Consider the following 5,358-nt stretch of genomic DNA (forward strand, 5'->3'; position numbering starts at 1 on the left):
GGGAAATCCAGGAGCTGCATCAGTCCATCCAGGCCAGCCGCGCTGAGTCTGCCGAACAAGCTGCTGCCCAGGCTCAAAGCTTGCGAGAGCTACAGCAGGTTGTCAGCGAGACCCGCTCTGACCTGGCCCATCTTGCCGAATGGGCAGAAGAAGTGACTCAAGCTCTGATTACTCTCACCGCTCTACAACAAGAGCACGAACGGGCTATGCAGGCCATCAACCAACGTCAAGCGGAAACGGATCAAAGGTTCAACATCCTCCTTGAGGAAGTACGCTACCTAATTCGCAAGCAGATTTCTGACGGAAGTCCTCCTCCCCCCTCAGCCTGAACACCAGGATCCCTTCAGAACTGCGAGGGCAGCCCTAATCTTCATCCACTTCCCACTCCAATAGGTGTGCATAGGGAGCCACCAAGCTGGGAGCATAAAAGGCAATGGCTCGAAGGGCATGCCAGTCTTCCAAGCAGCCAAAGACAGTTGGGTAGTCATTGCGCTCCAACCGCTCTGCAATTGCGGCCACATCAGCTTCGGTAAACTGGCCGGGATCCATTCCCTTGGCGGGGGCTTCTACTTTGGACTTGGATCGGGCAGACATAGGCAGTTTGAACACGCTACAAGCCGATCTTAACCTCTTCTTTTCGCGCGGCGAACCTTGACCAAAGACTTAACATATAGCCATTTCAAATAGCAATAAAACGGTTTGTGACATCGTTATGGCTACGCAACGCTGTCGCGAACGCGCCGGCGGCGCGGAGCGCTATCCCTTACTCCCCGTTCCAAAGGGGAGGATTCTGAATGACTGGTATTGCTTGGCAACGCTGCGTGAACAGTTTCCAGATACCAGATAGTTGTTTGCTTTTTTAAGAAAGGTGTGGGTTGGTGTTGTGTCGAGACCAAAATGCAGCGCTTAACATTCTGCGGGGGGCACTGGAGCTGTTGGGGATGGAGTGGAACTGCCCCGCAAGAGGGAACGACTGGGGAGACCAACACCTCTGCTGTGGAGGGGGAACCCAAAACAGTAAGTGGGGTCGTTGAACCAGTAATCCCAAAGGGCGACCTTGGGAGAATCCCCTAGCTTTAGCTATGGGGAGTATGTCAAAAAATCCCCAGTTGTTGTGCCTTGAGGAGGGCGGTGACGCGGTCGGTGGCGTCTAGCTTGCGGTAGGCGGCGCTGGCGTACTCTTTCACGGTCTCGACACTGATGCCGAGGCGGCGGGCGATCTGCTTGTTGGCCAAGCCTTGGCTCATCAGTTGCAGCACGCACAACTCGCGGGGGGTGAGCTTGGGCAACTCCTGCCGGGCAGGCAACCAGTCTCGGTCGGGGTTGGCCAAGATCTGCCGAATAACGCGGGCCAGCTCCGCCGGATCGGTTTCTTTGGAGAGGTAGCCTTTGGCCCCAGCCCGCCGCGCTGACTCGATCAAGGCCGGCTCCTGAAAAGTAGTCATCATCACCACCACCACCGGCAGGCCCAGCTCGGCAATCTGTTGGCAGGCGGCGATCCCGTCCCCATTGGGCATACGCACATCCAAAATGGCCACCTCGACGGGGCAACGGCGACAGTACTCAACGGCCTGGGATCCCGTCTCGGCTTCCGCCACCACCTCGAATCCTTGCGCTTGCAGGGCAAACTTCAGCCCCAGCCGAAACAGAGGATGGTCATCGGCGATAAGGACGCGGACAGGAGAACTCATGGCAGGGGATCCCAGCCTATGAGAGGGCTGAGTTCATTCTGCCCACAAGAGGGATCCCGGATAACGTGCCCTCACCCCCAACCCCTCTCTCAAAGGGAGTCAACCCAAGCGCTCCGCGCCGCTCACGCGACCACCCCCAACCCCTCTCCCAAAGGGAGAGGGGAGTTAGTTTTTCACAAAGACCATGCCCCAGGCACTGGGGTTGAAGGCGGGATCCAGCCGGGTTTGGGCATTGTACAGAGCGCCCGTCAGATCGGCTTCTTCCAAAAAAGCGCCGCGTAGATCGGCCCCACGCAGATCGGCCTGGCGCAAGGTGGCTCCTGTCAGGTCGGCGCCGGCGAGAATGGCCCCTCGCAAATCAGCGCCGCTGAGGTTGGCCACCTGAAGATTGGCTCCTGTGAAATTGGCCTGCTGCAGGTTGGCCTGGCTGAGATCGGCTTCCCACAAAAAAGCTCCGCCCTGCTCCGCACCGCTCAGGTTGGCGCCGCGCAAATCGGCCAAGTTGAGGATTGCCTGGGAGAGGTCGGCAGCTTGTAGGTTGGCCTGCCTGAGGATGGCTTCTTTCAGGTTGGCCCCCTGCAAATCAACTCCCGGCAGCTCGGCTCCTGTCAGGTCGCAGGCGGGGCAATCTTTGCCGGGAAAAACGACTTGAGAGCGGCCCAGTTGGGCGTCCAACTCCAGTTGGGCAAAAACAGGAACCGCCGGCATCCCGACCACCCCGCCGAGGAGACCGACCCAGAACTGGGGCCATGCCATTTTTTTCACTGGGATCCCTCCCTCACCCCCGGCCCCTCTCCCAGAGGTGCCCAAGCGCTCCGCGCCGCTCACGCGACCACCCCCAGCCCCTCTCCCAGAGGGAGAGGGGAGCTGGGGATCAACCTAGAACTATAGCTGCTTACGGGGGATACGCCATCAAGTCTCAACCTGGCCTGGAAGTGGCTGGCAGTGGGGGCAAAAGTGGGCTGAGCGGCCCGCCAGCTTGATCCGCTGAATGGGGGTGCCACAGAGGCGACAGGGATCCCCTTCTCGACCGTACACCCATGCCTGCCCTTGGTAGTTGCCGTTAAGCCCACGCAGATCCCGGTAATCCCGCAAGGTGGTGCCCCGCTGCTCCAGCCCGACCCGCAACACCTCGATCAAAGCTTCCCGCAGGCGTGCCTTGGCAGAGTCGGAGAGCTGCAAGGCGGGCGTCAAGGGGTGAATGCCGCTCAGAAACAGGGCCTCGTCGGCGTAGATGTTGCCCACCCCCGCCACCAGCGACTGATCCAGCAGGGCGGTTTTGATGGGGCGCCGGCTCTTCCGCAAGGACGCCTGGAAATAGGCTTCTGAAAAGGCCGGCGACAGCGGCTCCGGCCCCAAGCTCTGCAGAGCGGCGATCACCGTCTCCGGCTCCACCCCGGCGGGCACCAGCCACATCTGGCCAAAGGTACGCAGATCTACAAAGCGCAGCTCCCACCCCCGCTCCAGGCGCAGCCGGACGCGGGTATGGGCCGGCAAAGGCTCGGATCCCTGAACCCAGAGCAATTGCCCGGTCATGCGCAAATGCACACCCAGAACCGCTCCGGAATCTAGGGATCCCAAAAGATATTTGCCTCGCCGCTGCCACTGGGTAAAACAGGCGCCGATTAAGCTTTGCCCAAAAATCTCCTTTGCCGGATAGGCAATGGTGCGCGTCAGGAGCACCTCCACTGCCAGTATCCGCGGCCCCAGGGTGAGGCGCTGCAAATCTTGCCGAACCGTCTCAACTTCTGGCAGTTCCGGCACAGAACGCCTCACTCAAGCAACACAGCTCCCGGCGATGAGAACTCCCCCTGGTTTAGCTAGCCGGGGTGGCTTTGGCCTTGGCTTTGGGAGCTTCCAGCACCTCCAGCTCATCTTCGCGGAAGTTGTTGGTGTTGATGTTGTAGTAGTTGATCTTGTCGAAGCGGACGATCACCGGATAAAGAATGCCGCTGGTATCCACCGCCGCAACCGTTCCCACATCCCGATACCAGTAGGATTCTTTCCGCAACACACGGACTTTGGCACCACGCTGAATCGCCATGAGGGTTCTCTCCATTGACCTGCACTTCAGATTACCCTAGTCCGTGAGAAGGCTGCGATTTCCGAATTTTTGTAACAGGGATCCCTGTCGTTCTTGGCTGGGGAGGGGGAGCCGATGAAACGCCGCACCTGTGGGGCCTGGCTCTTGGGTTCTGCTGTGGCCTGGGGTTTGCAAGGGCTGCCCCATCCGCGCGATTTTGCCATTGTCCTCAACCTGAACACCGGTCGTCTGACGAGGGTTTGGCAGCCGGAGCAGGCTGCGCAGATCAGGGCCAGCCCTGGCTCAACGGTCAAGTGCGCCGTGGCCGCCGCTGCCTTGCAGACCGGGATCAGCTCCGGCGAGCGGGCCATCCACTGCCCCGGCTGGTGGGATCCGCCACCGCAATTGGGGTTGGGCCGGCTCACTTGCTGGGATCCGCGCGGACATGGGGAGCTCAACTTGCGCCAAGCTTTGGCTCGGTCTTGCAACGTGCATTTTTACCAGTTGGGCTGGGAGCTGGGGGCCAAGACCCTGGTGGAGTGGCTGCGCCGCTTTGGTTTGACCCAGACAGAAAACACGGCCCCGGCACCGCTGTTGGCGACCGGTCTGGCCGGCTCGGCGGATCCCTGGGAGCTGTTGGTGTATGCGGGGGTGATCGCCCGCCGCGGCGTTCCCCTTTCTGGGGAAATATCCCTGCCTGCTCTCTCTTTGCCGGATCGCATCTGGGATGCTCTCCATGCCGGCATGCGTTTGGCAGCAACGGCGGGCACCTGCCGCGGCATCGCCCCAGACGGGATCCCGGTGGCCGCTAAGTCTGGGACCATCCTTAATCCTCACCGACGCGGACAACCCGTTCTCTGGGCCGAAGATTTCCAAGCTTGGTTGCTGGCTTTTTGGCCTCTGCCGGATCCCCGCTGGGCGCTGGTGCTGCACCTGCATCAGGGCAAAGCCTACGAGGCGGCCATTCCCCTGGCGCGGCAGATCATCGCCGCCATCGGAACCAGATGATCACCTTCCTTGCAATCATGAAGAAATGCAAACTATACTGAAGGTTAGCTGCTGTTCCTGTAATCGTTCTTTGCGGATCCCTGCTCACCCTCGTTCCAATTCCATTGGAGGTTCTTATGTCCAACCCCAACCTGTCTGAGCCCAAGTTTGGATTTAACGAATATGCCGAGCGTCTCAACGGTCGCGCGGCCATGATCGGCTTTGTATTAGCCATTGTCATTGAAGCGGTGACGGGCCAAGGCGTCGCCTCCTGGCTGGGCCTGATCTAGAAAACTCGGCTTGCTGCGCTGCGGGCCCTAGAGTTAGTCTTGAAGCGACAAACGGGAGACTCTTGGATCCTGGTGAGTGGAGAGGCAAGCTTAGAGGCCCTGCTTGCCTTACTCTTTGTTGAGTCGAAGAAAAGTTTTGCTCTGGGGTCTGCTGGCTGGCAGGCCCTTATTGACAGAAAAAACGTCCGCGCTCCTACCCGAATCCTTGTAGGAAAAGCGAAACCGGTTGTGCTCTTCCAACCCCCCTCTCCCCCTGGGAGAGGGGCTGGGGGTGGTCGCGTGAGCGGCGCGGAGCGCTTGGGCTGACTCCCCCTGGGAGAGGGCAAAATCTCAACTGATCCCTTCCTGGCATTTGGCGATGGGCATG

Annotated in this window: 7 protein-coding genes and 1 pseudogene; 3 read left to right on the forward strand and 5 right to left on the reverse strand. The window is 60.0% G+C overall.

Annotated features, from left to right (window positions below; genetic code table 11):
* Positions 1-329 (forward strand): annotated as a pseudogene (locus tag NW853_RS08550) (hypothetical protein); the annotation flags it as partial.
* Positions 330-363: 34 nt separating this feature from the next.
* On the opposite strand, the gene NW853_RS08555 reads toward NW853_RS08550, so the two are convergent.
* The 5 genes from NW853_RS08555 to NW853_RS08575 form a co-directional block, all read right to left on the reverse strand.
* Positions 364-594, reverse strand: a complete 231-nt coding sequence (locus NW853_RS08555; protein WP_414336153.1) for a DUF2555 domain-containing protein — start codon at positions 592-594, stop codon at positions 364-366.
* Positions 595-1,094: 500 nt separating this feature from the next.
* Positions 1,095-1,691 carry a response regulator transcription factor gene (locus NW853_RS08560; protein ID WP_414336152.1) on the reverse strand — a complete coding sequence of 199 codons (597 nt, stop codon included), beginning with the start codon at positions 1,689-1,691 and terminating at the stop codon, positions 1,095-1,097.
* Between the two features lie 165 nt (positions 1,692-1,856).
* A complete protein-coding gene (locus NW853_RS08565) occupies positions 1,857-2,447 on the reverse strand; it encodes a pentapeptide repeat-containing protein (RefSeq protein WP_414337181.1) in 591 nt (196 codons plus the stop codon).
* A 156-nt stretch (positions 2,448-2,603) separates the two neighbouring features.
* Positions 2,604-3,455 carry a DNA-formamidopyrimidine glycosylase gene (locus NW853_RS08570; RefSeq protein ID WP_414348804.1) on the reverse strand — a complete coding sequence of 284 codons (852 nt, stop codon included), beginning with the start codon at positions 3,453-3,455 and terminating at the stop codon, positions 2,604-2,606.
* A gap of 52 nt (positions 3,456-3,507) precedes the next feature.
* A complete protein-coding gene (locus NW853_RS08575) occupies positions 3,508-3,735 on the reverse strand; it encodes a photosystem I reaction center subunit IV (protein WP_414336138.1) in 228 nt (75 codons plus the stop codon).
* Positions 3,736-3,849: 114 nt separating this feature from the next.
* Here NW853_RS08575 and NW853_RS08580 point away from each other — a divergent pair, with 114 nt between their 5' ends.
* Both NW853_RS08580 and NW853_RS08585 read left to right on the forward strand, forming a co-directional pair.
* Positions 3,850-4,722: a penicillin-binding transpeptidase domain-containing protein gene (locus NW853_RS08580; RefSeq protein ID WP_414336139.1), complete on the forward strand. Its 873-nt coding sequence runs from the start codon at positions 3,850-3,852 to the stop codon at positions 4,720-4,722.
* Positions 4,723-4,838: 116 nt separating this feature from the next.
* The gene (locus tag NW853_RS08585) at positions 4,839-4,991 is read left to right on the forward strand and encodes a chlorophyll a/b-binding protein (RefSeq protein WP_011429120.1); all 153 of its coding nucleotides are present in this window, start codon (positions 4,839-4,841) and stop codon (positions 4,989-4,991) included.
* The last annotated feature ends 367 nt before the right edge of the window (positions 4,992-5,358 follow it).

The sequence above is a fragment of the Synechococcus sp. H55.11 genome, from assembly GCF_047462475.1.
GTDB lineage: Bacteria > Cyanobacteriota > Cyanobacteriia > Thermostichales > Thermostichaceae > Thermostichus.

Bases quoted from the DNA above. Each gene is read 5' to 3' on its own strand.
- NW853_RS08555 (WP_414336153.1), bottom strand. From the start codon at position 594: ATGTCTGCCCGATCCAAGTCCAAAGTAGAAGCCCCCGCCAAGGGAATG.
- NW853_RS08560 (WP_414336152.1), bottom strand. From the start codon at position 1,691: ATGAGTTCTCCTGTCCGCGTCCTTATCGCCGATGACCATCCTCTGTTT.
- NW853_RS08565 (WP_414337181.1), bottom strand. From the start codon at position 2,447: ATGGCATGGCCCCAGTTCTGGGTCGGTCTCCTCGGCGGGGTGGTCGGG.
- NW853_RS08575 (WP_414336138.1), bottom strand. From the start codon at position 3,735: ATGGCGATTCAGCGTGGTGCCAAAGTCCGTGTGTTGCGGAAAGAATCC.
- NW853_RS08580 (WP_414336139.1), top strand. From the start codon at position 3,850: ATGAAACGCCGCACCTGTGGGGCCTGGCTCTTGGGTTCTGCTGTGGCC.
- NW853_RS08585 (WP_011429120.1), top strand. From the start codon at position 4,839: ATGTCCAACCCCAACCTGTCTGAGCCCAAGTTTGGATTTAACGAATAT.